Annotated in this window: 16 protein-coding genes and 1 riboswitch; of the genes, 3 read left to right on the top strand and 13 right to left on the bottom strand. The window is 43.0% G+C overall.

Features of this window, described 5'->3' with window-relative positions:
* Positions 1–3: 3 nt before the first annotated feature.
* Positions 4–441 (bottom strand): Lrp/AsnC family transcriptional regulator, encoded by a 438-nt coding sequence (locus MHH56_RS02640; RefSeq protein WP_339206433.1) that lies wholly within the window; start codon positions 439–441, stop codon positions 4–6.
* Between the two features lie 151 nt (positions 442–592).
* On the opposite strand from MHH56_RS02640, the gene MHH56_RS02635 reads away from it, so the two are divergent.
* Entirely contained in the window at positions 593–1240 is a 648-nt protein-coding gene (locus tag MHH56_RS02635) for a YitT family protein (protein ID WP_339206432.1), read from the top strand.
* A 238-nt stretch (positions 1241–1478) separates the two neighbouring features.
* Here the strand turns inward: MHH56_RS02635 and MHH56_RS02630 are convergent, their stop codons facing one another.
* The 5 genes from MHH56_RS02630 to MHH56_RS02610 form a co-directional block, all read right to left on the bottom strand.
* On the bottom strand, positions 1479–3197 hold the full coding sequence (locus MHH56_RS02630; RefSeq protein WP_339209474.1) for an ABC transporter ATP-binding protein: 1719 nt from the start codon (positions 3195–3197) through the stop codon (positions 1479–1481).
* Between the two features lie 59 nt (positions 3198–3256).
* On the bottom strand, positions 3257–4066 hold the full coding sequence (gene fdhD, locus MHH56_RS02625; protein ID WP_339206430.1) for a formate dehydrogenase accessory sulfurtransferase FdhD: 810 nt from the start codon (positions 4064–4066) through the stop codon (positions 3257–3259).
* A 57-nt stretch (positions 4067–4123) separates the two neighbouring features.
* A complete protein-coding gene (locus tag MHH56_RS02620; RefSeq protein WP_339206428.1) occupies positions 4124–6478 on the bottom strand; it encodes an FdhF/YdeP family oxidoreductase in 2355 nt (784 codons plus the stop codon).
* Positions 6479–6728: 250 nt separating this feature from the next.
* Positions 6729–7217 (bottom strand): translation initiation factor IF-3, encoded by a 489-nt coding sequence (gene infC, locus MHH56_RS02615; protein WP_339209473.1) that lies wholly within the window; start codon positions 7215–7217, stop codon positions 6729–6731.
* Between the two features lie 101 nt (positions 7218–7318).
* The gene (locus tag MHH56_RS02610; protein ID WP_076268448.1) at positions 7319–8728 is read right to left on the bottom strand and encodes an MATE family efflux transporter; all 1410 of its coding nucleotides are present in this window, start codon (positions 8726–8728) and stop codon (positions 7319–7321) included.
* 162 nt (positions 8729–8890) lie between these two features.
* Between MHH56_RS02610 and MHH56_RS02605 the strand changes: the two genes are divergently transcribed.
* On the top strand, positions 8891–9775 hold the full coding sequence (locus MHH56_RS02605; protein ID WP_339206425.1) for a helix-turn-helix domain-containing protein: 885 nt from the start codon (positions 8891–8893) through the stop codon (positions 9773–9775).
* Between the two features lie 134 nt (positions 9776–9909).
* Here MHH56_RS02605 and MHH56_RS02600 read toward each other — a convergent pair whose 3' ends face one another.
* From MHH56_RS02600 to MHH56_RS02590, 3 genes are all read right to left on the bottom strand, one after another.
* Entirely contained in the window at positions 9910–11091 is a 1182-nt protein-coding gene (locus tag MHH56_RS02600; RefSeq protein WP_339206422.1) for an acyltransferase, read from the bottom strand.
* A 221-nt stretch (positions 11092–11312) separates the two neighbouring features.
* Entirely contained in the window at positions 11313–11852 is a 540-nt protein-coding gene (locus tag MHH56_RS02595) for a VanZ family protein (protein ID WP_339206420.1), read from the bottom strand.
* A gap of 652 nt (positions 11853–12504) precedes the next feature.
* Positions 12505–14010 (bottom strand): alpha/beta fold hydrolase, encoded by a 1506-nt coding sequence (locus MHH56_RS02590; RefSeq protein WP_339206418.1) that lies wholly within the window; start codon positions 14008–14010, stop codon positions 12505–12507.
* 151 nt (positions 14011–14161) lie between these two features.
* Here MHH56_RS02590 and MHH56_RS02585 point away from each other — a divergent pair, with 151 nt between their 5' ends.
* The gene (locus tag MHH56_RS02585; protein ID WP_339206415.1) at positions 14162–19324 is read left to right on the top strand and encodes an S-layer homology domain-containing protein; all 5163 of its coding nucleotides are present in this window, start codon (positions 14162–14164) and stop codon (positions 19322–19324) included.
* A 99-nt stretch (positions 19325–19423) separates the two neighbouring features.
* On the opposite strand, the gene MHH56_RS02580 is transcribed toward MHH56_RS02585, so the two are convergent.
* The 4 genes from MHH56_RS02580 to galU form a co-directional block, all read right to left on the bottom strand.
* Positions 19424–20383 carry a copper amine oxidase N-terminal domain-containing protein gene (locus MHH56_RS02580; RefSeq protein ID WP_339206413.1) on the bottom strand — a complete coding sequence of 320 codons (960 nt, stop codon included), beginning with the start codon at positions 20381–20383 and terminating at the stop codon, positions 19424–19426.
* A gap of 24 nt (positions 20384–20407) precedes the next feature.
* The gene (locus MHH56_RS02575) at positions 20408–21142 is read right to left on the bottom strand and encodes a hypothetical protein (RefSeq protein WP_339206412.1); all 735 of its coding nucleotides are present in this window, start codon (positions 21140–21142) and stop codon (positions 20408–20410) included.
* Positions 21143–21497: 355 nt separating this feature from the next.
* Positions 21498–21582: riboswitch (cyclic di-GMP riboswitch) on the bottom strand.
* 545 nt (positions 21583–22127) lie between these two features.
* The gene (locus MHH56_RS02570; RefSeq protein ID WP_339206410.1) at positions 22128–23201 is read right to left on the bottom strand and encodes an acyltransferase; all 1074 of its coding nucleotides are present in this window, start codon (positions 23199–23201) and stop codon (positions 22128–22130) included.
* Positions 23202–23354: 153 nt separating this feature from the next.
* On the bottom strand, positions 23355–24257 hold the full coding sequence (gene galU / locus MHH56_RS02565) for a UTP--glucose-1-phosphate uridylyltransferase GalU (protein ID WP_339206408.1): 903 nt from the start codon (positions 24255–24257) through the stop codon (positions 23355–23357).
* Positions 24258–24324 lie beyond the last annotated feature (67 nt).

The raw sequence follows: 24324 nt of genomic DNA, 5'->3' as shown, positions 1-24324 counted from the left end.
CGTTTATTCCTTAGGCAGTATGGTTTTGTTCATAACAGGCGAGGAAAGAATGACCGAAGTATTGACATTGCCGAAAGGCATAAGCCTCTCTACAAGCTCGCTTAGATCATCCATCCCCGTTATCGCTGCTTTCAGAACATAGCTGACCGTTCCTGTTACCCGGTGGCATTCTATAATCTCATCATCATTCATGATGCGCTTCTCAAACTCCATCGGAAATACTTTCAATTCGCTCATTTGAATAATGACCTGTATGTTTCTGCCGATAGCAGCAGGCGATACTCGAGCACCGAATCCAGTAATGATGCCTTTCTCCTGCAAACGCAGCAGACGCTCAGATATGCTGGGGCGGCTGAGAGACAATCGTTTGGACAGCTCACTCACCGTTATTCGGCCATCCTCCTGCAGTAATTGGAGAAGCATTCGATCCAATTGATCCATGATCACAACCTCCTTCATTTTGCAGGAAAAACAACAAAAATTCGTTCAATGTTATATAAATTCACATCAATTTCATTCTGTTTATCATATATACGATCGATGCTGTTTTGTATTCTTATAGTAACAAACTTAAGCAGGCGGTGCATGTGAGATGTTACGCATATTGGATTACAAAATGAAGGGAAATATCAGAAAATGGCTCCATATTGCAGCGGGCTGCTTCGTTACTGCCGGCGGATTAGTTATTTTAAAGCATTCTCATATCGTCACTGGAGGAACAGCGGGACTCTCTTTAAGCTTATCACCCCAGCTGCAAGTCTCATTCCACTATTTGTTTTTATTGCTCAATCTTCCATTTCTAATTTTCTCCTACTTTTACATGGGCAAATCCTTTACCTTCAAAACTATTGGTGCGATCGCGCTGCTCTCCTCATTAAGTGCAATAAACGATATCTTGCCTGCCTTTACGATTCCGCCGCTAATCGGAGCGATCGTCGGAGGATTATTCATCGGAGCGGGCATCACTGCCTTGTTCCGCAACGGTGCTTCACTCGGCGGCGCGACAATACTAGCCATCTATTTGCACAAAAAGCATGGCGTCAACGCTGGCATTACCAACTTCGCCTTCGATTTTCTAGTTGTCCTTACTAGCCTATCCGTATTTTCGATTAAAAGCGGATTGTACTCTGCTTTATCGATTGCCGTTACATCGGCCTTCTTGTCGTTTTATAAGAGAAGGAAAACAGGAGCAGAGAAAGAGAAACAAGAAGTATTGTCGGGCGCTGCGAATACCATTTAAACAAGACCGAACCATTAGTTCCTTTAGCATGGAGCGGAGTAAGTTGTAATGGATGCTTCGGTTTAATGGGTGGGGTTGATGGGTGGGGTTGATAGTGGGCTTGTGATGGGTGAATTTAATGCCTAGTAGTGCCTGTCAATTTCACTCTAGTTGCTAGCGATAAACAGCCTCGGCTGCATTGTTAGTAAAAAAAAGGCTGCCGATTCATCGATATCGGCAGCCTTCATTCAAATTCAGATTATCTATTGCCAAACTGTGCATTATGCAAGCGGCTGTAAATGCCACCCGCCGATACAAGCTCTTCATGACGGCCTTGCTCGGTAATTCCTTGCTCCGTTACGACAACAATGCGATCCGCATTTTTGATCGTAGCGAGGCGATGTGCAATAACAAGCGTTGTGCGGCCTACGGACAGCTCTGCCAGCGACTGCTGGATTGCTGCTTCCGTTTCAGTGTCGAGTGCCGAAGTCGCCTCATCGAGAATAAGGATAGGCGGGTTTTTGAGGAACATCCGCGCAATCGCAAGCCGCTGCTTCTGTCCGCCAGACAGCTTAACGCCGCGTTCGCCTACTACCGTTTCCAGTCCGTCCGGCTGCGCGTGGATGAATTCCTCCAGCTTCGCTCTGCGCGCGGCTTCCCAAATATCTGTATCTGATGCGCCAAGCTTGCCGTAACTAATGTTTTCTCTAATCGTACCTGCGAACAGGAATACATCCTGCTGTACGATACCGATCTGCTTCCGGAGCGAATCCAGCTTCAAATCGCGAGTATCATAGCCATCGACGGAGATGCTTCCGCCTTCAATTTCATAGAATCGCGGCAGCAAGCTGCAAAGCGTCGTTTTGCCGGCGCCGGAAGGTCCAACGAACGCAATTGTCTCACCTGCACGTATAGTAAGATCGATATTTTGAAGCACCTTCGCTTCGCCTTCATAACCAAACGTAACATTTCGATATTCAATATTCCCGTTTAAACGATTAACCTCTCTCGCATTGGGTTTATCCTCAACATCAGGTGCTGTTTCCAGCAGCTGCACATAACGTTTAAAGCCGGCAATGCCTTTTGGGTAACTTTCGATAACTGCATTGATTTTTTCAATCGGTTTAAAGAAGATGTTCGTAAGCAAAACAAAACTAATAAATTCGCCGTACTTCAGATCACCTTTAATAACGAACCAAGTGCCTGCAATCAATACGAATACAGATACAAGTCTCATCAGCATGTAGGTAATCGAAGAGTTCAAACCAATGATTTTGTAAGAAATGAGCTTCGCTTCACGGAAACGCAGGTTGTTCACCTTGAATAGCTTTTTCTCATGGCTTTCGTTCGAGAAAGCTTGAACAACACGAATCCCGCCAACCGTATCCTCTACTCGAGCATTAAAATCGGCCATATCCGAGAACAACCGATTCGCAGCTTTCGTCATTTTACCGTTGAACATCAGAACGAGCCAGATAATGATTGGCACAATAACAAAAGTAAGAATGGCTAACTCCAAATTAATATACGCCATAATGCCGAACGCTCCGACGAGCGTCATCGCAGCAATGAACATATCCTCTGGACCATGATGCGCAACCTCGCCAATCTCAAATAAATCATTCGTCAGACGCGAGATCAGATGACCGGTCTTCGTATTATCGAAGAAACGGAAGGACAGCTTCTGTACGTGGTCGAACAGCTTCTTCCGCATGTCCGTCTCAATATTAATACCAAGCATATGTCCCCAATAGGTGACTACATAGGACAAAATCGTATTAATAATATAAATCAGAAGCAAGATCGCACAGGCAGTAACGATAAGCCCCCAGTTCTCGTCAGGCAACAGCGTATCTATTACATAGCTGACTGCCAATGGAAAGCACAGCTCAAGAATCGCCAGCACTACTGCACAACAGAAATCAAGCAGAAAAAGCTTCTTGTAAGGCTTGTAGTAGGAAAAAAAGCGTAAAAGCATCATAAACTCCTTCTTGTCACATGGTGATAATCATTTTCATTTAAAATGATATACAATCACTACCATGCTGTCAATCCATCGCCGAAATCGATTCGGTCATGATGGGTGTATACATTCATCTCCCCGCCTCTAATAAAACCGACGCAGGTAATGCCTAAATCCTCAGCCAAACGAAGAGCAAGATCAGTAGGCGCCGACTTGCTGAGCATGATGCCGCAGCCGATTTTGGCCGCTTTCAGCACCGCCTCCGAGGAGAGCCTGCCGCTGAATGCAATCACTTTATCCGAAGTCCGAACACGGTGCAGCAAACAATAGCCGAACAGCTTATCAAGCGCATTGTGGCGCCCAATATCCGTTCTTACAGCAAGCAGCTCCGATGGCGTTCCAATGGCTGCATTATGAACACCGCCCGTGCTGCGAAATTCCGAGGATGCCTCTTGAAGCTCGCGCATAAAGCGAATACATTGCTCAGCCGATATTTTGGTGCGGGTCATGATCGTTTTGGCCGTCAGCATATCATTGTGAAAATAAAACTGACGACTCTTGCCGCAGCATGATCCGATAAAACGTTTCGCGTAATGATCCTGACTTAACGTATGCTTATGCTCTAGCTCAACATAAGCAAAACCCGTATCCTCTTCGATCCGCAGCGACTTCACCTGACCGGCAGCACGTATAACCCCTTCGGAAGCGAGGAAACCAATGACCAGCTCCTGCAAATGTGATGGCGAGCATACCATCGTAGCAAATTCCTCACCGCCTAGCTTCAGAGTTAGCGGATATTCCGCAGCGATATCGTCATCCTTCTCCCAGTGGCCACTGCTATCGTATTTGAGTATGCGCCATTTTGTCGTGTTCGAAAGATCCATTCGAATACTCCCCTTCCACACTCAGCTTGCTTATGCATCATTATGACCTCAGCAGTTCTACGCCGGCGGCTCGATTTCCAGCTCCACAATCCGCTTCTCCATATACTTGGTATCCTTAAAGGCATGATAGGTTTCAGCCTTTTCCACGATAACGGAAGCATTATACTCTGGTATGCCTGCAAACGGCTCATATACACCTTTTGGAAATAGACTATTTCCTTCGGGCCAATACAACTCGATATTGCCTGGCGCAATATCCGCTGGTTTCGCCCTGCCATGGAAGCTCCCGCTTCGGTTATATACAACAATCGCATCACCTTCGGCGATCGCAAGCTCCGATAAATTCGCTTCATTCATCAGCACGTCGTAACGCCCTGCATCGTTAAAAGCATCCTTCTCGCCATAAATCATAGAGTTAAACTGCTTTCCGCGCCTTGTCGTTGCATAGAAATGCCCTTCCGGTATACGCAGCTCTGGCAATTCAATGGGCAGCAGGCTGCCCTTCCCGTCAGAAGTTGGACAAAAACCACCCTCGCACAGCCATGCCCCGCCCCATTGGAATACATCACCTTGGTTCCGCAGCAGCTCTACGCCCTCATAGTTAGGTGAAGCCATCGCAATCTCTTCCCTCACGGCAGCAGCATCTTTGAACGTGATAGCCGCTTTGAGCTCCGGCCTAATGCGTGCAGCTAAATCCGCATAGATTTGCCACTCCGCACGCGCTTCTTCGATCCTCGGCCCTTCAATAGTTGGCGAAAAATAAACCATTCGCTCCGTCGAGGTTGACGTACCTCCGCCTGGCTGTTCATACCTTGTCATGGCAGGCAGTACGATAACCTCCTCCTGCGCATCTACAAGTGTCGAGCTGTTCAGCACGATATCCTGATGCACCCGCAATTCGACGCTCTCTAAGCAGCGCTTCACAAAATCAGGATCAGGCATCGTCTCGATAAAATTGCCGCCTGATGTATAGAACAGCTTCAGCTTACGATCGGCATGCTCCTTCAACATTGCATTTTCAAGCGACACGCCTACAATGTCCCCTTGCCAATCCGGCAGATTGAAGCCCCAAAGCTCCTCTAAACGGCGGATATCCGCACCTTTGAACTCACCGCCAGGCAGACTAAAGGGGTCAGCCCCCATTTCGCCTGAGCCTTGAACGCCGCTATGGCCGCGAATCGGCATCAAGCCGCAATGCTCCCGCCCGAGAAAACCTCGGAGCAGCGCAAGATTGGCAACCTGCGAAATATTGTCCGTTCCGAATCGATGCTGCGTCAGCCCCATGCTCCATACGAATACGCCTGACTTCGCCTCGGCAAGCAAAGCAGCGAAAGCCTGCATCCGCTCTCTCGTCAGCCCCGATGATTTCTCCAACAGCTCCCAGTCCTGCTGCTGAATATGAGCCCTCAGCTCCTCGTACCCCTTCGTATGCGCGCTTACAAAAGCATGATCAATCGCTGAGCCTGGCTGCTCCTCCTCCATCTCAAACCAGCATTTCATGACGCCGTGCATGAAAGCAATGTCTCCGCCGATATTCACCTGATAGAAATCGTCTGCCAGCTTCGTGCCAAAGAGAGCTGATTCCGGTATAGAAGGTATCCAGTAGCCCTCCATTGCCGGCTCGCGATAGGGGTTGATCACGATGATTTTGGTACCCTTGCGCTTAGCTGCGTACATATACTTGGTCGATACAGGCTGATTGTTCGCTGCCACACTGCCCCAAAAAACGAGCACATCCGTACCAATCCAGTCCTTATAATTGCAGGTAGAGGCACCTACCCCAATAGAGCGCTTCATCGCTGTTTTGGATGGGGAATGGCAAATGCGGGAGGCGTTGTCAATATTATTTGTCCCAATGAGCCGAGCCGCCTTTGCAGCCACATAATAAGATTCATTCGTTATCCCGCGCGCAGTTAAATAAAACGCCATTTGCTTCGGGTCTATAACCCTCGCTTTGGCAGCGATGCGGTCCAGCGCCTCATCCCACGAAATTCTGCGAAAGCTTCTTTCTCCCTTGCTTCTTATAAGGGGGTGAGGCAGCCTTCCCAGCTTGCGCAATTGCGTGCTATCGAGCTTTCGCAGCTCCTCAATATCGCCATGCAGCACATCTGCTTTGATAGCAGGCATCGTATTTAGCCGCAGGACGTTCAATCTCGTCGTACAAATATGAGGGCCATCCAGCGTCTGATCATATAAACCGGACACGCCAAGCGCACAGCCATCACATACACCCTGCGTCAAAATCCGATATGCATACGGCAAGCTGTCTCGGTTATCCCACGCTACCTTGAGCGTATCACGAATATGATGCGGCTTAATGCGTCCTAGCCCAAAAGGTGCTTTGCTCACCCACAGCTTAGGGTCTGGCAGCCTCGGCAGCTTGATCGGTCCTGTATGCAATGTTTTCTTCATTAATGATTCACCCCGTTAATGATCATTATGGAACGATTGCCATTCTACTTACTAAGCTACCACAAATGAGTAAGCGCATACATTTTATATTTGAAAATAGATGCAAACCGAGAAGCCTTCACATCAATCACCCTATCAGCTAACCTATATGCAGCTTTAGGAGAAAGCTGTTGCCTCCTCCTGTTAACCCCTGTTGTCACCGCCATCAGAAAGGCTTTATAGCTGCTTACCTGTCACCTTCAACATACCTTTATAAAGGCAGCACCTGCACCGCTGCTTGCTTCCCGCTTACTTGTATACCGGATTGTTTCTTCCCGCTACCCTCCAGATCCTTCAGCATACGCTCCAGCAGCTCCTTCGCTTTGGGACCTTCCTTGCCTTGAATTTTTACAACGAGCTGCACGCCGTTGCCTGAGCCAAGAAGCTTCGCTGCCTGCCGCAGCTTCGTATCATAATCATGATCCTCTATATGCGCGGTCAAGCGGAGCTCTTTTATTTTGCTAGGCTGCTCCTTTACCTTTGCCCCGCGCTTCTCTTGGTCAGCCTGTTTCTTCGCTTGCCCTTTGGCTACCAGCTTGCATGGCGGAGGGCTGCTCATAAGCGAGGTGCAGACCAAATCCACTTTCAATTCCTTTGCTTTTGCCAGCGCTTCATCACGCGAGACAATGCCTAAATCCTCGCCTCGCAAACCAGTCAAGTGCACCTCGGAGGCGCGTATTTTTTCATTCATAATAACCATCGATGCCATATCCGTTAATCGCTCCCTTGCCATGAATACGGAAAACAGCAGCCTTCACTTGCGAAGCCGCTGTCTATTCCTTCCTCTATTATACGCTTTTATTAGATATCCAGCGCGGTTTGTTTATGTGTTTTTCCACTAATGCCGCTCTCTGCACTTCGCTTCGCTTCGGCTTCATCCCGCTCTGCTCTGCGCAGAAACTTTTGGCCTCTCCAGCGAATTAAAGACAATATTCCGCGGATGTACTCATCTAAGATCATGCAGGCATATATCCCGATCAAGCCCCAGCCAAGTTGAATTCCCACAAAATAAGCTAATCCCGTCGCAATCAGCCACATCGAGAATACCGAAGTCCACATCGTAAACCGGGTATCGCCTACCGCATTTAATGAATTGCCGAGCGCCATATTGATCATTTTGCCCGGCTGCAGCAGTAGATTCATCCCCAGCAGAGACACGCCTAGCGCTACGATTTCTTTGTTCTCAGTAAACATGCCTAGCAGCTGCTTGCCAAACAAATAAATAAGAAACGCGTTAACCGTTACCACCGCAAGTCCAATCCACATCGCTCGGAAAGCGATATGGTACGCCTCTTTCACCTTGCCTGCTCCAAATAGATGGGCAATCTGAATTTGTACTGCCAGTGCAATCGAATAACCAAGCATGAAGCAAAAGGACTCCAACGTATTCATATACGTCCGTGCCGCCAGCTCATTCGAGCCGAGAATAGCCAAAAAGGTGAAAATAAGCAGCTGCGTAAACACCCAGCAAGACATATTCACGCCAAGCGGCCATCCAATACGAAGAATTTCGCCAAACAGCTTACGATTAAATACATTAAAGTCACGAAGAGCAATCGTACGTTCAAAAGAGCTAAGGAACATGATGAACAGCACAATCGTAGCGAGCAAGCGGCATAACACGGTTGATATGGCTACGCCCATCAAGCCCCATTTTGGAAAGCCGAATGCCCCGAAGATGAACGCATAGTTGAAAAAAACATGCACAACGTTCATACCAATTGCTGTATACATAGGTCCCTTTGTATTTCCCGTATTCCGAATCGATGTGCTAAGCGCCGACATCAATGCAATCAATACCATTCCGCCGCCGACTATCGAAATATACGTCTTTGCCAGTGGAATCAAATTTTCTGGAAGCTGCAGCACCGCAGCGATCTCGCCTGGAATGAGGATGAGCAGCCCGCTAAGCAAAAGCCCAATGATGGCACTTACTTTCACCGCCATTATCGCGATTGTGCGAGCATCCTCGCCATTTTTAGAGCCTATTTTTTGTGCAATGAGTATGCCCGCTCCACTCGCGACTGTTATAAATAAAGTCGTCAACGCTTGAAACAGCTGGTTAGAGAAGCCTACTACCGCTACTGCATCATCCGATATCCGGCTCACCATCAGCGTGTCCGCCGCACCGAGCAAAAATTGTAAAAACAGCTCTATGAATATTGGCCACGCCAGCATCCAGAGCGAAATCTTTTTGTTAGATAAAGCCATCCTGTTGTCCTCCTGCATCGGCTGCCTAATAGCGGCCATATCCGTTGTCATATCATCAATCGTCATATCAAATTATAGATGCTATACTGAGCTTGATGTATCACTTTTACAACTGAAACTATAACGATTCAAACTTCAATTTTTGAAGGAGAAAATCCTAACATGACCATCATTCATATGACGATTCCACCGCTTCCGCATTATATCATTGGGGGTTATACGGTTGCCCCTTCTGGCCGCAAGCATCCAAGCAGATGCAACATTAATGTGTTTGATTTGCTTGTCGTAACGCGGGGCTGCTTATACATGGGAGAAGAAGATCAGCATTATGAAGTAAGCGCTGGGCACGCGCTTATTCTCAGGCCGGATGCCCATCATTACGCAACGCGTGCATGCGAGGAGCAGACCGCTTATTACTGGATTCATTTTCAGACGACTGGGATGTGGAGTATAACAGATCAATCCATGCCTGAGGTACCGCCTGACAGTTCCAAATCTAGAATACTCAACACCAACATTTATACGGCACAAACCTTTGCCAAACAGCTTCCCCAGTTTGCTAAACTGCTGCAGCCCTCCAAGATGGACAGTCTGCTGCGCCAGTTGGTTCAGCTTAATATGAATGATCATATCCCCAGCGTAAAATGGAAGCAGCAGCTTGTATTCCAAGAGGTTATCGAGCATTTATCCGCATCGATGGAAGCCGATGGGCCTTCTCCCTCTATTTTGTGCGCAGAGCAGGCAGCTTCCTATTTGCGAGAGCATTATCGTGATAGCATAACCGCGCAGGAGCTGGGAGACAGCATTAACTTTCATCCCGTTTATATCGCAAGATGCATGCAGAAAGAGTTTGGCTGCGCGCCATTCGATTACCTCATGCGTTTCCGGATTGAACAAGCAAAGCTGCTGCTGCTTCAAACGGATCTGCCTATCGCCCGAATTGGAGAACAGGTCGGCTTTAATCACGCTGCCTATTTCACCTCTTGTTTTGCCAAATACGAGAGCATATCGCCGCGCAAATATAGACAACGATTTTCTCATGGGTAAGGATGGGGGCATTCCCGCCAAAACATTACACCGAATATCAGACTTTCCCTTCGACATCAGTCCACTTGCCTGCTTGCTCATAAAAAAGGAACGGCTCCCACTAAGGGAACCGTTCCTTCCTAAAGCCCTATTGATCAAGCACCGGATGATACATCACTACCGCTTACAGCAGCTGTACTTTGCTTCTTGCCCCAGCCTGTAAGCCACTTGCCTAACCGAATGGATGGCAGCTCTATGAAATAGTAGCTTAGCGCCCCGGCTCCGAATGAAGCAACAAAGGCGAGTATCACAATAAACGTTGTTTCCAGCTCGCCATTCAGCAGATGGATGAGCGACAGCAGGATAATCATATGATACAAATAGAGACTGTATGAGATTTTCCCCAAAAACAATAACGGCTTTCGCTGCAGCTGCCTCGATAAACGAACGGATGATAGCGCTGTAATAATAAAGATCGAAGCGCCGATAGCCGTCATCCAATCACCGCTGTGCGGCATGAGCATGTCATGGAAATCCTCGCCATAACCGATCCATTTGAACGAATAGAAGCACAATCCGATAATCAGCATCAGCATGATCCGCCAACCATGCAACCGTGAAAATGCTGACTTCAGCTCTTTCTGATATTTGGCCAGCAGCGCCCCTATAATGAAGAAAGAGGCATAATGCAGCGAAATCACAAAGTTCGTCATATATTTCGTTTCAAAATTTTCAAGCATAATTTCAGCACCAATGGATAAGACAAGTGCCAGCGGCAGCCCTACCTTCCAGCTGCTTTTTACAATGATGAACATAATAAACGGGAACAACAACGAGATGCGCATTTCATGAACGAGCGTCCACAAAATCGGATCATACCTCGTCGTATTGTAGTTTCCTACAAACAGCAAATGATGAATGATTGAGGACACATTAGGGGGGATCACCCACAGATTGTTATAATAGCTCGTCAAATTCGTCAGCTTCGATACATAGACGATTTCCCTCATTAATATGGCGATCAGTAATGCGACGAGAAAAGGAATGTAAATACGGCAAATCCGCTTAATTACATATTTTGAATAGGATTGCTGGCGGTTGCTGAAAAACGGCAAGGAAAGTACAAACCCGCTGAGCAGAAAAAACATAATGACCGCTTCATGACCGCCCCAAATCGCATGCAGCGGTGTGTATTTAAACAGGTTAAGCGGGTAATCAAAAAAGCTGAGATCCGACGTATTTTGCGCAATTGGTGCAAATACCAATAAGAAATGACCAATCATTACGGCTAATGCCGCCAATCCCCTAAGTGAATCTAATTCCTCATAGCGCTGCAAGCTGCAATTCCCCCACATTTACCGAATCTATATAATGTCAAAGACGATTATAATGGATAGCAGCCTGCTTTGTCCGCAACTATTTTCGCACACCGACCGCAAGCTAAAAATGATTAATTAGAATAACTTCTATCATCAATATTGAACGCCAGCTATTAAGGTGGCATGTCGATAGGTTAAGCATTGTTTTGCATATGTACTCCTTCATTAAAGGAATACACCTACAAGCGGTATTGAGATCGATTCCGTGACCTTGAACGCCACAGCTTAACCAATCCTAAAATACACAAGCAGATAAGTAGTCCCGCGCATCCACCTACAAAATCAAGAACGACATCAGTCGCGTTACCCGTACGCTCGTCAGAGCCTAATTGATTCCATTCATCCATAGCCGGGACAGCAATAGCAACCATCAGTGTAAGTGTAATGGAAAGGAACCAGCGTCCGCGGGTCAATGCTCGCAGAAACATAAACATCAACGCAGCAAAAGTCGCATACACAAACAAATGTGCGCCCTTTCGAAACAAAAATTCGATAAAGCTATAAGGCCGATCATGTGAATTAACGATGCTCGTTCGATAGGTAAGGGTAACATCCGGCAGCCATCTAACTAGCTGATCGTATGTAAAGTGACTGCGCAAAAACGGCTGAATACTTTGTTGTTCATAGGTTTGGGATGAAAATAGGAATAAAAGCCCGAGCCACCCTACTAATAATAGCCCCCACAGAATAGTCGGCTTCCATCTAGCAGGTCTATACATATTCAATTGCACCTCCTGTAAAGCAACCAGCTTCCAATTTATTATCCCTCTATCATACTTGAAAAAAACAATCAAACAAAATGCGAGCATAGGAGTGCTAAATTAGGCATGCCAAAAAACGGCTTGCTCGCAAAAGTGAAGCAGCCGGCGGCACTGAAATTTTTAACTGAGAAATAAAGAAATATAATCCATCAATTATCAATATAAATGATATAAAAGTCCTATTTCAATATAGTCAATAAGCCTAAAGTTTGGTATTATAACTAAAAAGAAGTGAAATGAGGGCGATAGACATGTCTAGTTATTTAATGTTTACTGAGCTATCAACGCCATTGAAATGGTTTGGAATTCGGATTTTCAAGGATGAGAACGGCAGCTACTGGTATAAATACAAACAAAATAAACGTAAACGTATTTTTAAATAGAGCTATCGTCATCTAATAATGTAAGTGATGCACAATTTTCCTCATTCATGCAGCCTCTCTCAAATCTTACGCAATCATAGCAATTAAGAACAAGATCAAGCGCCCTGCTTGCTCCCAACACCTCATCAGCTTGATAAGACTGGCACACTAATAGCTTATCGATCATTTCCTGCCGCAGCAGCTCAATCGTCTGCTCTAGCTTTATTTTGTGTAGAACAGTATTTCTATTAATGGTCCCTCACCTCTCCCTGAGCATGCGTATTACGAACGGTATCACCATTTAGTTCCTCGCTATACATATTGCTTATCCTTCTCATCACTTGACTAGCCGCTGCATAATCGCCATCTTTTTTATAGCTATCCGCGAGTGACTCAACAAGGCCCAGCAGCATGTATTCCAGCCTGCTTCGTTCCTGAACCGCCCAGTTATCGTACAAGCCTGCGAGCATTTCTTCTACAGGATAGACAAGCAATTCTTTAATAAGAATAAATTTCCTTAATGCTCTTTTCTCCATATGAGCCTCTTCAAGCGACTGAATCCATTTCAGCAAGTCACAGGCTATAACCGCGTTCAGCTTAACATGGCTGCGATTAGCAACAATCGGATTCGTCCCCGCCGAATCGAACAATCCTTTTAAATGAGAAAGACTAACTCGCAGCAAATTACTTGCTTTGCTAATCTCTGCAAGTGGCCATAACGCATCGCATAACTGTTCTCTGGTCGGATTTGGGTAAAACATTAAATAAACAAGCAATCTCTTCGCATTACGCTGCTGCCAGCCACTCGGTATTTCCTGTCCATTAATAAATACACGAAACGCCCCAATTAGCTTGACCTCGAGCAGCACTTCCTTGCTTGGAGTACTCTTATAGGCATCGCCAAACATTTTAATCGCATCGATCCTCATTAACCCAAGCAGCGGATCACCGACATGAGTACTCTCCGTGCCACTTAAAGGGTTGGAGAGGAAATCTAATATCTTCTGAGCAGCATAGGGCTGATTATCTATAAACACCAAGCTAGCTGCATCAGGCACCGTTACCGAGAACGCATTCGGAATAAACTGCGCCGTAATCTTCGACATATAGGATGGATATATCGTATCTTTGTCCCCCGCCATAACGAGGCAAGGCTTATTAATTGCGGATAAGTCATCCAAAGGATTCTCGGCTGCAAAGAGCTCAATTAATTTAAAGTACACATCCATGTCGCACTGCAAGTACGCCTCTTTTACCCATCTTGTCTCTTCCCTATCCTGAGGCAGACAGGTCACTAAACTAGCCATCTGCTCCGCCAGTGCATCTGCCACACCGTTCTCAGCATAGCTCCGGCGCAGCTCAACCGAACGCTCCATTGCCTCAGGAGGATAAAACCCAATCGTCGAAATAAGAACAAACGACTTCACTCGCTCCGGGCGGCTCATTCCATACCTTGCAGCAAGATTACCGCCAAGTCCATGACCGACCAAATGTGCATCCGTTATGCTATATAAGTGGAAAATTTCATCAAGATCATTGCAAAGCAGCTCCCATGTTAACTGAGAACCGTCATGTGATCGCTCCCCATGCCCGCGCAAATCATACCGTACAACATGATACCGTTCAGTTAGCACAGCAGCTAGCGGCTCCCACACACGAGCATTTAGACCTAGACCGTGTAAGAGTACTACAACTTCAGCATCAGGATCAGAAGTGCACTGATTGAATTGGTAGAACAAATTAAATATGTCCATAGTCCCCCTACATTACCACTACTGTATGATTTTAGGTTAGTCTGTAATGCTAGTGTAATGCAAATTTTAGTACTATGGTAGTGGCTTTGCTAGTGAAATGAGTCATTTTTTTACATTTTACAACAAATTCTTGTAAGGGGAGACAAAAAACATGCAAAACAAGATGTTCAAAAGCGGCTTTCTGCTGCTGATGACAATGCTGCTTGCTTTGGGTAATGCTTTTACCGTTATGGCAGCAAGCTCTGTAGAAATCATCTCGACGACTACACAGCAGGACGGCACCAAAAATGTCGTACTAAATAGTACAATCGATGTTGAGAAAGAAGATTTCGGAGCAATGATGGGCGGAAAATCCATCGAGTTTACGTTGATCGATGCCGAGGATAAGAAAGTCGGTAGTGCTATCACAAAACAAATCCAGGAGAATGAGGTTACGGTTTCTGGGTCGACGTATTCCATCCCCTTCTCTGGACTGGAATTTTCCAGTCTGAAGCCTGGCGCATCCTATACACTAAAAGCCGCTTTCCACAGTAATGTAAAGCCGCTTGCATGGGAGCAAACCGTAAACATTTTACCTTCGAGCTACAGCTTCAAGATTGAGCGCACGCCAAAAGGCGATACCAAATCCACTATTGCCATCAATGACACAATTCGTTCGGATGACGATAAAGTAATGGTAACGCTGCTTGACGAATATGGTAAGCCGGTTGCCGGGAAGCAAGTTAGCATCCTTAACCATGCTACCCATACAACGAATGGTGAGGGGCAGTTCCCTTTAATCGGATCCTCAATTATCCAACCAAATTATTTCAACCCAGTACTCTTCTTACAGGTCGATCAAAATAAAGATTCCTACACAGTTGGTACCGTCTATCTTCAAGACGTGCTAGATAATCGCTATCCGAACTACAAAGTAGCCGAGCTTCGTTTCTTGGATAAGAATAGTAAGCTTCTTCAAGAAAACTACGTGTACGGATTATTTAATGATAGCCAAGGTGGTAATATAGTACAGTTTCAAGTTCAAGGCGTTTCCGTTTATTTAACAAATGGAAAATTCGGAAATTTCCAGGCCCACGTTCAGTCCAATTCCAATAATGATGCCTATTTGTACAGCTTAAGCAGCGACGAGCTCATTACTGCTTCAGAGGAGCAACGCAAAATAATCATCCTCAATGCTGCTGATTACAGCAAACAATCTTTTGCTTATAGCTGGGACAATCAGCCGGTAGCAATAGAATCGTTGAGCCTCGTGAATAATAGCGGGTTCAAACAACTTAATCGATATTACTCACAATCTCTCTCTAATATAGATTCAATATATGTAGCCAAGGGAAAAGCCTATCAATTTATTGCTGTCCTTAATCTTCCTAACGGTGATAAAGCAGTTGTAAATAATGTTTTAGACACAGATCAAGCTACTCATACGTTTTCAGATCAACTGCAAAAAGAAGCTTTCTCTGCAATTAATATCGCGGCTGAGCATAAAACCGCTGATGACAAAGTTTCTCTTCGAATTGCCTATTTAAACAACAAATACAATTTTCAAGAGAAAACCTTTAATTTAGCGAGCAACAATCAGCTATATGTAGAGAAGAATAAACAAATTTACAAGCTAAACGCTGGGATTAACAGTAATAATGACGAGGTTATTCTTGATTCCTACTTTACACCGACGGATAATATTTATTCGTTCAAATCCGGTAAAAGCATTGCCGCAAAAGTAAATGCTGGCATAGAAAAGAGAGGAGTTTTAGAAGATCGTACTGATCTTATTCTAGGTGAAACTTTCAAACTCATTGCATACTTAAAGGACGAGAATGGTCATATCGTTGACCCATACAGTGAAATCAAGACAATAATCTTAAAAGATGATAAAACATATCTTGAATATAATTATCTGAATTGGTCTCACGAACTGCAAGGCGGAAAACTAACTAGACTCTATAAAACCGAGTTTCTTCCAACAGAAACAGGAAACTATTCGATAAAAATTATGCAAAGAAGTAATCAATCAACATGGAATGAGCTTAGCAGCAATACGATTACTGTAATGCCAAAGCACGAGTTTAGTGTGGAAATTCGCGACCAGAACGGCGAACTTGTAGATATGGTCAACAAGCCTTATATCACAACTCAAGAAGTAGAAAAGTTGTCCTTTACTGTACGCGAACACAAATCAGGCGAGGTAGGCACACCTGTTGAAGGTGTTTCACTGTTTCTATATGGTGAAGAGCATTCAAGTAAGTCAGATCCCAATGGTCTCATAGTCTTATCAAACCTTTATTTAGGTTCACATAATGAACTAACGTTTAGCAAGACTGGTTATTTAGATAAAACAGTTGATCTAATGGCCATAGATCCTAAAAATCAAGCAATCATACGTGTTTCTGGGCTAGATAAGCCTGAAACAAGCGACAAGATTAATGTAGCTGGTGGAGTACCTATGAAGAACGCTCACGTATTTGCAAGTATTCAGACTGGCGACAGCGTTTACCAGCAACAGGATTATCTATTTGAAAATGAAACAGTCAGCTATATGATCGTTTCCGCTCCGTCTGTTGTAAGCTTGGATTTTGTCCGCCGAGTGAACATGCATAGCAACAATAGTGGCTCACCATTTGGTTATTATATGCTCGGCTCCGTGAAGACCGAACCAGGCAAAGACTTTAATGTTGTACTTGATGCAAGGATTCCTATGCAACAGGTATCTACTGTAAATCTAACTAAGCAAATGGACGAAGTGATCATCGCACGTAAGGAAATTCCTGGTGTCTCATATATTCCTTCTGTTATCGACAATAACCAGGAAGGACAGAACCGTTTCTATGCAACAAAGAGTACTTATAACGTAGTAGCAAGAACCTACGAAGGCAACATCATTTATTTAGAAAATGTTGTGTTTGATCAAGATGTGAATACTCTTGACGTTCCATACGACTCAAGCACGCTTGCTCAAGTAAAAGTCCTTGGAGATGCTACCATTGAATATGTTGACTATATTACAGAAAAACAAAGCAAGCTGAGAAGCTATGCATACTCCAGCATTAACAATAACACAATTAATTTGACACCCGGCAACGTCAATATCACTATAAACGGCTTTGACGGCTCAAAGCAATATCAATATGAAGTGCATCTTAAAAAGGAAGAGCTGAAAGCTGGTTCCAAAACGGAAATTACAACATCTACTCTTAAAGGAATTGATATATTCGGGCTAGACAGTACAGGTAAGTTAACGGTCACCGACAACCAAAGATTTCTAAAAATAGGATTGGTTAATGATAAAGGTGATGAGATTCAACGGTACAGTATTCCTGAATTCATTATATTTAATAATGGCTCGAGCTTAGGTTCAAAGGATATTTTACCAGAGAAATCAAAAATTGTTGTTAAAAATAGCAGAGGAATAGTTATTTTTGACAACTCAGATTCTAGAAACCTTCCTGAATGGATTTATATTGAAGAGGACGGCGAATATACGGTAACCGCATCCGTTACACTAGAAGGTAGAACCTTCACCTTAGATAAAAAAATTAAAGTGAGCACTGTTGGTGAAGAAGTTACAGAACCGGAAACGAAACCAACACCGACTCCAGACACTGGACCTGGACCGGGAACTGGACCAGGAGTTATCCCAACACCGTCTCCAACACCAATAAATGTAGATAAAGGTTTACAAGATCTGCTAGAGAACAGCAAGTCCGATAAAGACAAAGCTGACAAAGCAGCGGATCTCATTAACGGTCTTGTTAACTCAGTCAAGGATGTTAAGGATAGCAAAGAAGCTGAAAAGTCTGTTCAGAATGTATCAGCAACCCTTGCTTCGGCATCTAAACTGCTTGAATCTATGCAAACAGCTAGTGAGAAAGCTAAAGTAGCGGCAACTATTACAGAGATGGTTAACAATACTAAATATGCTTTTGAACAAGTTGAGAATGGTCCGAAAGCGATCGAACTAGCTAAAGCTATCATCAAGGACACTGCTTCTGTTCTGAAAAACCTAGGTAACATAGATGCAGCACAGATCGATGCACTTAAAGATTCGCTTGTTTCACTTAGTAAAAAAGCAGTAGAAAAAGCTGCAACCGTCACTCTGGACAACAAGGATGTCAAAGTAGATGGCAATGCGCTTACGACATCGCTTGATGCGAAGAAAATCGGACAACAGCTAGAAACAACAAAAAAAGCTTTGGATGAAACGATGAGAGACCTTACAGGTGCAGTCGGAGCAGACAAAGCAACGAGCATCAACCCAGTTTTAACCATTAATATTCCAAAACAAAGCGAGAACGTCACTAAACTCGCTGCTGATCTGCCTTCTGAGATTTACCAAGCTGTGAAGGATAGCGGTCTTGCTGGACTTAAGCTCTCAATGGGCAACGTCGGCTTCACTGTTGAACCAGAAACATTCGGAAACGTAGCTAGCGGCCAAACGATCTCACTAGCAGCAGAAGTCGTGCATAATTTAACCGTAACTGCTCCAACTTCAGCCAAGCAAGTAGCAAACATACCTGTTATGGAGTTTAATGCATCGGTAGATGGCAAGAAGGTAGAAGCATTCAACAAACCAATTCCAGTATCATTTGATGTATCCAATATTGATACGACTAAATACTCGGAAGCGGATCTAGCTAACCTTACCGTTTACTTGTTGAATGAAAAAACGTTAACTTGGGAGCCTGTAGGCGGTCTTTATGATCCGATTACAAAAACCGTTAACGTAAATCGTGGACATTTCAGTAAATACACAGTTATGAAGGCTGGCCAAACGTTCACGGATATCGCAACAACACACTGGGCAGCGACAGCTGTAAATAGCCTTCTTAACAAAGGTGTACTTGATCAAACGACTACATTTAGTCCAAGCAAAAAAGTAACACGCGAGCAATTCGCTGCATGGCTCGTTCGCTCTTACGGTCTTGATGGAACCGGCCTGAGCCTCCCATTCAAAGACGTAGCTAAGGATAGCGAGTATTACGATGAAATCGCTGTGGCTTACGAACAAGGCCTAATTCAAGGTAAATCGGCAACTGCTTTTGAACCAAAAGCAGAAATTACACGTCAAGAAATTGCTACACTCTTATCCAGAGCACTTACAACTTTCAACAGCAAGAAACTAACTAGCGCAAGCACTGAACAGCTTAAAGGCTTCAAGGACAGCTCATCTATTGCCAGCTGGGCAAAAGATGGCGTTGCACTTCTTAAGCAGCAGAAGCTAGTAACAGGCTACCAAGACGGTACTTATAAGCCGAACCAAACCACGACCAAAGCGGAAGCGGCAGCACTTATCTACCGCATTTACACGGGTCAATAACACAAACTAAAGAGGCAGTAGAGAAGTCAATTAGACTTCACTACTGCCTCTTTTCTGTTCTTTTAGGCTAATTAAAACTATATCCGTATAGAAGTAATGCTACATCAAACCTTCTGCAATAGCTCTTCCTGCTTCAAGCTCTTTGTTAAAGGCTTCTCTGTAGGAAGCAAGAACGTCTGTGCTATACCCATTCGTCGTCAGCTTAGCTTTCGTATCTGTCATGATAACTTCAAATTTTGCAGAGCAATTGTCTACTTCTTGAAGTCCCTTAGCTTTAAGCTGGGCTTGAACCGTCTTATCCGTTGTCGCTACATACTGCAATCCAATATCCATAAGAGTTACCTTACAGCTTTCTTTCAGCGCATTAAGCTTGCTCTCTGCTTCTGCCGTAATTTGCTCATACGTCGGTTTAACTGGTACGCCACCACCGCCGGTATTACCCGTACCGCCTGTACCACCAGAGCCTCCAGTTCCGCCACCCGTGCCTGGAAGAACGACTCCACCGCCGCCTTGCTCAGCTCGGTATGCTGCTGACTCACCGCTAACTGTTTTCGTCACCGGATCGTAGCTAATCTGCGTGCCTACTGATTCTGACAAGAAACGAATGGGCACATAGATCGAGCCTTTATAGGCATAGAGGGATTGACCAGCTGGCAACGCTTTTGTTTTTCCATTGAATACAAGAGTTGCTTTCACTGGCTGTATCGCAATCGTAACACTCGTTTGTGGCTTCTGGCTGCCCGTAGCAGCACTCTGCAATTGCTTCTTCAGCGCTGCAAGTTCTTTCTCTGTTGGCTCGGAGATCGTCGCTTTAGCCCCATCCCAATTCACTGTTTTTAGCAATGCGTAAGAAATATAACGAATCGGTACGTATGTACTTCCTTGATGAATAAATGAGTATTGTCCATCGGGCAGTTTAAGCGCTTGTCCATCAAATTGCAGCTTAATGGGCTGTGTCTTTGTCTTAATTGTTTCGGTTGCTGCGGATGCAGCGGTTGCAAGTATGGATGACAACATCATTACAACCAGAAAAATAGATAGAATACGTGACTTTTTCATAGAGCCTCCTCAGAATAGTAAAGCTTACTTGTTTAGCGAGTTTGCAATTACTGCAAGCGCATTGGCTCTAGCACCAGCCTTCGCACTCTCGTATTGCGCGCTCCAATCCGGAAAGCTTTGCTCACCTAGATCGGCTGCTTTATACTCGCTCTTGGCATTGCTTATTAATTGATTAAACCTGGCATCACAATCGGCTTCCGCAGAAAATACCTTATTCAGGTATTTACTTTGAATAGTAGCAAGTGTGGCTTCTTCATCCCCGCTAAGCTCTTTCGCAATCTGCTTAACCAAGCTATTGCTGGTTGCTTGACACGAAGATTTCAGCTTTTCCAGCTTTGCTGTAACCGATGCATCAATCTCTTTTTTCTTCTGGGACTTATTTTCGGAGTTTGTAGATCCCTTATCCGGCTTTTGTCCCTTGTCTACAATATTAGACGCTTCATCTGGCGGCAAAGTTGCGCTCGGACTAGGTTTAAGGACTTCATCTGGCTGCGTCGTTGGAACTAGATCAGGCTCTTGTGATGGAGTAGCATCAGGTTCTGAAGTCTGATCTGTCTGATTAGAAGGTTGTTCATCTGGCTGCTCCGTAATATTCGGCGACTCTTGTCCTGTATTACTATCTGCAGCTTCTTCAATACGCCCATTCAGTTCATCTACCTGATTTAACTTCGAATAGAGACTCATGCTTCCATAAATGACAATACCGATAACAACGAGAGCACCTGCGATAATCATTAGTGTTTTGTTCGTTTTTTTCATTGTTTTGGTTTCATATGATCCACTAAAGAAGCAATGATTGCATATGAATCTCCTTCTTAGATTTTTAAAATAAAAAAGCTGACGCTTCATAGTGACGGGGCGTCAGCTTGCGGATATAGCGTTTTCAGATCTATTAACGACGCCCTTCGTGCTAGTTCATGAGACAGCTGCTAGTTTATTTTTGTGATAAACAATCCTCAAATAAATCTCCATGCGCTTTTTCTCATCTAAGCAATCTTCCCACAGCAATTCATTGAATCCCATACAGAGCTGATGCCATTCACGTACAACGTTTGCGCGCATGAACATAATAATAACCTCCATTTTCACATAAACCACGACGGGAGGCACGATATTCGGTAGCTGGCTGGCAGTCTTTTAAAAGATAAGCCCCTTTAGCTTTGCGTCACCACTTTTCAATGGTTTTGCCTTTATCGTGTGGGTTATGCGGTTGTTTTGTTTAATGGTATGGTAACAAAGTTTTTTGGAAGTGTAGAGTTATTCACTTAGTATTCAAACAAATAACATTATTTAATATATTTTTCCGATATAGGTAAGAAACTCCTGTAATGATGTGCCAAGGAATTCTAGGTAGTTAAATCCAGCCTCTATGAACTCATCTTATCTTCCTTTGATTTCATAGAGTAAATCAATCATCTAAATCCTGTAATAATACTGACAAAAAGAGTATACTCTCATTATTTCTACGCCTATCCATTTCATTCATTGTTTACATTTATTCCGTTAAACAAAAAAAAAAAGAAGTATTATTATCCTCACTATAACTTAGAGAGCAATAGATCAGAAGTAAGGAGTTAAAGAATATATATAAATATAATTTACTAAGCATCTGTACATCCTATAGTTGGAGCGTATGCTCACGACTACCTTAAATAAGATCTGTTGTTTTCCAAGTGCGATTTCATTCTTACTTTTTTCCCACAACTATCATCTCAAGGACTTAAAGTAGAATAATATCTTTTTATTATATCCCCCCCTCTTTAAGAACCTTTTTTTTAATCATGGAACGACCTAATGTTATACTCCTAAACGGTAGTTTTTCGAGTAATAAGCATAAATAAAATGATAAAACTAAAATTATTAAAGAAGAGAAAATTGTTCCTAATAAGTTTCTAAAGAAAATACCATTAGTGACCAATTGAAATATATTTAAAACAAATATATGAGTTAAATAAATACCAAATGACTTATCGTTAATAGATATGATAATTTTTTGATTTTTCAGTATACCTAATTTCAACAAAAATAAAATAACCGAAATTGAATAAATTAAGACAACCGGACGAAAATAACTCAATAATGAACTTTTTATTTCACCTGTAAAAGACCAATTATAATAACTATCTAATAAAACAAGGGAAATTGAAATTATTAGAAAAATAATAATTTTCCTAAAAGAGAAACCGCTTATAACATCTCTTACTTTTTGATAATTTTTCCCCACAGCTAATCCAAGTGAAAAATAAAATATCCAACTAAAGAAAGCTGTTAAAAATACCAAGTTAATTGTACTACTTTCTTTTAGTCCAAATAGATTTAATGAACTTATCTGATAAAAAGAAAATAATAAAATCGTAAGTATAAATAATACTATTATACTAAAATTACTTTTTAGTATTTTGCTCCTAAACGGAGAAATTAAATACATTTGAAATAAAGCAGGTATATAGTATAACTGATGAAATGGCCCAAAACCAAAAATAAAAGTTATAATGACATTACGAATAGAAATATCTCCCCATACTAACAAACCAATTGTACTCCAGAATATAAAAGGAATAATAATTTCAACTATTCTTTTTTTCATAAATGAAATAAAGGAAATTTTCAACAGACTATTATATGCTAGTATTCCCGCAACAAAAAGAAATGCTGGTACACAAAACCTACTGATTTGATTAATAATTATTCCAGTTATTTGGGAAAATTCATCAGTTTCTTGACTAATGAGTATGGCTGTAGTATGAATTAATATAACAGCAATAATAGAGATCCCTTTAATAAAATCTAATTCTAAGTATCGTTTTTTTATTTCCATCACCTCTATATGTTAATCCACTCTCTCTTCCTTTCATATTTATTAATATTGTGTTATTAGTTAATTGATTAAATAACTAAAGTTAAAAGGAGCTTTATTGATTCTTTTGTATTATCATTATATCGAACGTTAATCATTAATCCACACTATGGGTCATTCAAGTAAACTATTTTCCAATTGAGCTTCCCGCTCATTAGAGGCTATCTCTAATATATAATTTAAGAAAGCTTCTCTTAAATCCTCTCTCCTAAGCGCATACTCAACAGTCGCTTCCAAAAAACCTTGCTTATCACCAACATCGTATCTTTTTCCTTCAAACTTATAAGCATACATAGCTTCTTTTTGCGAAAGTACCCTTAATGCATCTGTAAGTTGTACCTCCCCACCTATTCCGGGCTCAGTATCCTCAAGGATTTCAAATATAGAAGGATTGATTATATATCTACCTAATATTGCAACATTCGAAGGTGAGTCTTCAATTCTCGGTTTCTCTATTAAACCCTGTACCTTGTATACACCATTTTCTATGTGCAGTCCTTTTACGATACCGTATTTACTAACATCAGAAATAGCTACTTCTTGCACACCTAATACCGAAGTTCTATAAACATCATAAATGTCAATTAATTGCCTTAAACAAGGCTGTTTAGAGTATACAATATCGTCCCCTAGCAGTACTGCAAAGGGTTCATTACCAATAAAACTCTTTGCACAATATATTGCATGTCCTAGCCCTTTTGGTTCTTTTTGACGAATATAATGAATGTTTATCATATCCGAGATTTCCCTTATTTCTTCCAACAACATTTTTTTACCTTTTGCTTCCAACTCTAACTCTAATTCAATTGATTTATCAAAATGGTCTTCAATCGACTTTTTATTTCTACCTGTAATAATTAAAACTTCTTCTATGCCCGACTCTACTGCCTCTTCAATTATGTACTGCAGCGTAGGTTTATCTACAATAGGGAGCATCTCTTTTGGTTGGGCCTTAGTAGCAGGTAAGAATCTGGTACCTAGACCTGCAGCAGGAATAACAGCCTTCCTTACCTTCATTTTTTGATCCCCTTTCATAAAATACATAATGTTTCGAAAAATTATATTTTGATTCCTTTAATATGAG

It is taken from the genome of Paenibacillus sp. FSL K6-3182, assembly GCF_037976325.1.
Classification (GTDB): Bacteria; Bacillota; Bacilli; order Paenibacillales; family Paenibacillaceae; genus Pristimantibacillus.
The sequence above is the reverse complement of the archived record's forward strand: the minus strand, read 5'-3'. Positions and strand labels throughout refer to the sequence as shown.

What these genes read in the sequence shown, in the direction of transcription:
- MHH56_RS02640 (WP_339206433.1), bottom strand. Translation starts at nt 441, where the DNA reads ATGGATCAATTGGATCGAATGCTTCTCCAATTACTGCAGGAGGATGGC.
- MHH56_RS02605 (WP_339206425.1), top strand. Translation starts at nt 8,891, where the DNA reads ATGACCATCATTCATATGACGATTCCACCGCTTCCGCATTATATCATT.
- MHH56_RS02595 (WP_339206420.1), bottom strand. Translation starts at nt 11,852, where the DNA reads ATGTATAGACCTGCTAGATGGAAGCCGACTATTCTGTGGGGGCTATTA.
- MHH56_RS02580 (WP_339206413.1), bottom strand. Translation starts at nt 20,383, where the DNA reads ATGAAAAAGTCACGTATTCTATCTATTTTTCTGGTTGTAATGATGTTG.
- fdhD (WP_339206430.1), bottom strand. Translation starts at nt 4,066, where the DNA reads ATGGATCTTTCGAACACGACAAAATGGCGCATACTCAAATACGATAGC.
- MHH56_RS02620 (WP_339206428.1), bottom strand. Translation starts at nt 6,478, where the DNA reads ATGAAGAAAACATTGCATACAGGACCGATCAAGCTGCCGAGGCTGCCA.
- MHH56_RS02585 (WP_339206415.1), top strand. Translation starts at nt 14,162, where the DNA reads ATGCAAAACAAGATGTTCAAAAGCGGCTTTCTGCTGCTGATGACAATG.
- MHH56_RS02575 (WP_339206412.1), bottom strand. Translation starts at nt 21,142, where the DNA reads ATGAAAAAAACGAACAAAACACTAATGATTATCGCAGGTGCTCTCGTT.
- MHH56_RS02630 (WP_339209474.1), bottom strand. Translation starts at nt 3,197, where the DNA reads ATGCTTTTACGCTTTTTTTCCTACTACAAGCCTTACAAGAAGCTTTTT.
- MHH56_RS02590 (WP_339206418.1), bottom strand. Translation starts at nt 14,010, where the DNA reads ATGGACATATTTAATTTGTTCTACCAATTCAATCAGTGCACTTCTGAT.
- infC (WP_339209473.1), bottom strand. Translation starts at nt 7,217, where the DNA reads ATGGTTATTATGAATGAAAAAATACGCGCCTCCGAGGTGCACTTGACT.
- MHH56_RS02635 (WP_339206432.1), top strand. Translation starts at nt 593, where the DNA reads ATGTTACGCATATTGGATTACAAAATGAAGGGAAATATCAGAAAATGG.
- MHH56_RS02610 (WP_076268448.1), bottom strand. Translation starts at nt 8,728, where the DNA reads ATGGCTTTATCTAACAAAAAGATTTCGCTCTGGATGCTGGCGTGGCCA.
- MHH56_RS02570 (WP_339206410.1), bottom strand. Translation starts at nt 23,201, where the DNA reads ATGGAAATAAAAAAACGATACTTAGAATTAGATTTTATTAAAGGGATC.
- galU (WP_339206408.1), bottom strand. Translation starts at nt 24,257, where the DNA reads ATGAAGGTAAGGAAGGCTGTTATTCCTGCTGCAGGTCTAGGTACCAGA.